The sequence below is a fragment of the Ruegeria sp. BHSA123 genome (assembly GCF_059613425.1).
Window position 1 is genome coordinate 1 of record NZ_JBXWSL010000152.1, and the last position, 2417, is coordinate 2417.

The window sequence follows — 2417 nt, forward strand, 5'->3', positions numbered from 1 at the left end:
GACCGGATGTTCAGCAAAATAGGCTCTATGTCCGAGTTGCGGACAAACCTGCCGACCAGCAGTCGACAGCACAGAAGCGCAAGCATTCATTTTTCCGAAGGAAGTAAATGTCTGCTTTCTGAACCGCATGTTGCGCAATCTTAGAACCGGGTAACCGACCGACACCAATGCCTTGGGCTCACCCTTCTTCAGGGGACGACTGGTCATATTTATAGGCACCGTGTCAGTAGTTCCGGAGAACCACTTAACCGAGAAATTAAGCTCAGCCAGGCGTGTACCAGATAGGTGACGTGTAGGCTCGTTCTTGCGTTTCCGTCGGTGCATCGTCAGGCAGCGACGCGCCCATTCGGAAAGCATCGTATACCGTCCAGCGCGGGGTCGGGATTTCGATAACCCGGGCGTAATAGAAGGCCGATTGAGAGGGATCAAAGTCAGGATCGGTCCATACCGTTCCCATCTCACCCTGCCCGATCGAGTTCGTCCAGGTGGCACGCTCCACGTCGACGGTGGAACCGATGGGGGGCAATTTGCCGTTTGCGTCCGGCTCCCGATCACCGGCCCAGACCACGTCATACACCTGTTCGTGTGTCTCGCCATCGGCATCGAGCCAGCCCTTGACGATCTGAATGCGATCCAAATTTCCGCCGATCGGATCCTTCAGCGCATAGACCATGAAGGTTGGCGCTTCCGAACCTTCGGATGGCGGCGGAAGATCCCCGCCCATCGGAGCGCCCTTGGCATAGCCTGCCGTTGCAGGGGTCCGCGAGGTCAGGTCATCCATCGTGTAGTTCCAGCCGCCGAAGAAACGTACCCCGATGCGCGATCCCGTCGTTGCATAGACCTCCTTGCGCTCCATCGCATCGAAGATCGCTTCGCGCGTGTTCTCACTCGCCCATACGGCGGCGAGGCCGGATGCGACCATTTCCCAGCCCAGAATTGCCACGTCTCCGAACTGGCCGACGATATGCCTGGGGCGTTCAGGATTGGGCTCGGCCCCGGAATGCTTACCAAAGAAATTGTCCTCCTGAGCAGTGGCGAGTGATGTGTGGCTGTCAGTCGATCCAACCATCCCGAACTTGTAGGGGTTGGTGCCGAGCGACGTTTCCAGAAGCAGCCCGGTTTTCAACGCCTCACGCGCGTATTCACCGGCAAGCATGTCGTCGGTCTTCAATTCCGACAAGTTCAGGTTGCCCTTGTCCCAGGTTTCGTAATCGGCGAACTCGTCGTTCGGGCTGAGGAAGGGATGTGCCTCGCCATCCCCTTTGATCTGCGTGACTTCGTAGACGGGTTCCCACATTGCACGGGTCTGCGCATACTCGGCATCCAGTTCCCTGCCATCATACTGCGCGGTCTCAGGAAACATGATACCGTTTGACAGGTTGCCGTTATGTGCGATGGCAAGCACGTCTCCGCGCGTGACATCTTCATAGTTCGCCATCCATTTCCACAAGTCGCGCGGATTGATGGAACCAAGGGGCGCCTCGGTGGTGAATGGATCCATCATGCCAGCCTTTTCGCCTCCGTCGCGGTAGACGACGACGCGATGCATGTTTCCACCCTGGATCAGCGAGGTCCATTCATAGCCGATGAAGCTACTGAAAAGACCGGGTTCGTAAGCTTCTTCTGCGGCCTCAATCTGGCGCTGCCAGACAGAGCGGAAGGGTTTTGATCCTGCCTGGACCGCAAGCACCGGAGAAATCACCTCACCACGCGAATATGCGTCGATGAGCTCCAGAGCGGCCGCCACCCCTTCGTCGCCGCCATTCGCCACCATGGTTGCGATGCGGTTACCCTCCGGATCCGACATGATGGATGGGTCTTGTGCGTAGATCATGTCGAAGAGACCCATGTTGTCGGAATGGTCAGCAACCACCAACCAATCGAGCGGGCGTGAAAGCCGCGCCATGAAGCCGGTTGTTGCCTGCACTTCTTGCCCCTTGGCAAAGCGATAGGCAGCCCGCGCGTCCAAACGGTTGCCGAAAGCACCTGCATCAAACGAAGTGGACGTATGCAAGTGCGTATCTCCCCAGAGAGGCCGGTCGGGTATCCCGCGTTGGGCGTAGGGGGAATAGGACTTACCGGGAAAAGCCTTGCTGAGGCTCGAACCGTCGGGCGTCGGTTCGAATGCGAATGCAGCGGCGCCGAGGACCCCAAGTGCCGTTGTCATTGAAAGAAATGATTTCATTGCGAACCTCCCCACACCGGTTTCCGTGAAAACAATATCACGAAACGGCCGCAAATTGACCAACAAAACCGAATTTCTTGGAAACTTCCAGATTGATGCCTGCGTCCAAAGCGGACGTCGGCACCACCTCCTAGGGAAACCGGATGCTGTTTACCCGGGACCTTTTTTGAAGCTTATTCACGTCCGCCTTGGGCTCAATGCAGCCTCCGAACACTTTTAGCAAATGGCGACT

The 2417-nt window shown here is 57.2% G+C and carries 2 protein-coding genes; both read right to left on the reverse strand.

The window, feature by feature from the left end:
* The coding region (locus AC2FNC_RS20670; protein WP_496716555.1) for a hypothetical protein at positions 1 to 207 on the reverse strand (207 nt) is incomplete at its 3' end.
* Positions 208 to 262: 55 nt separating this feature from the next.
* Positions 263 to 2185, reverse strand: a complete 1923-nt coding sequence (locus AC2FNC_RS20675; protein WP_496716556.1) for a DUF3604 domain-containing protein — start codon at positions 2183 to 2185, stop codon at positions 263 to 265.
* Positions 2186 to 2417: the final 232 nt, after the last annotated feature.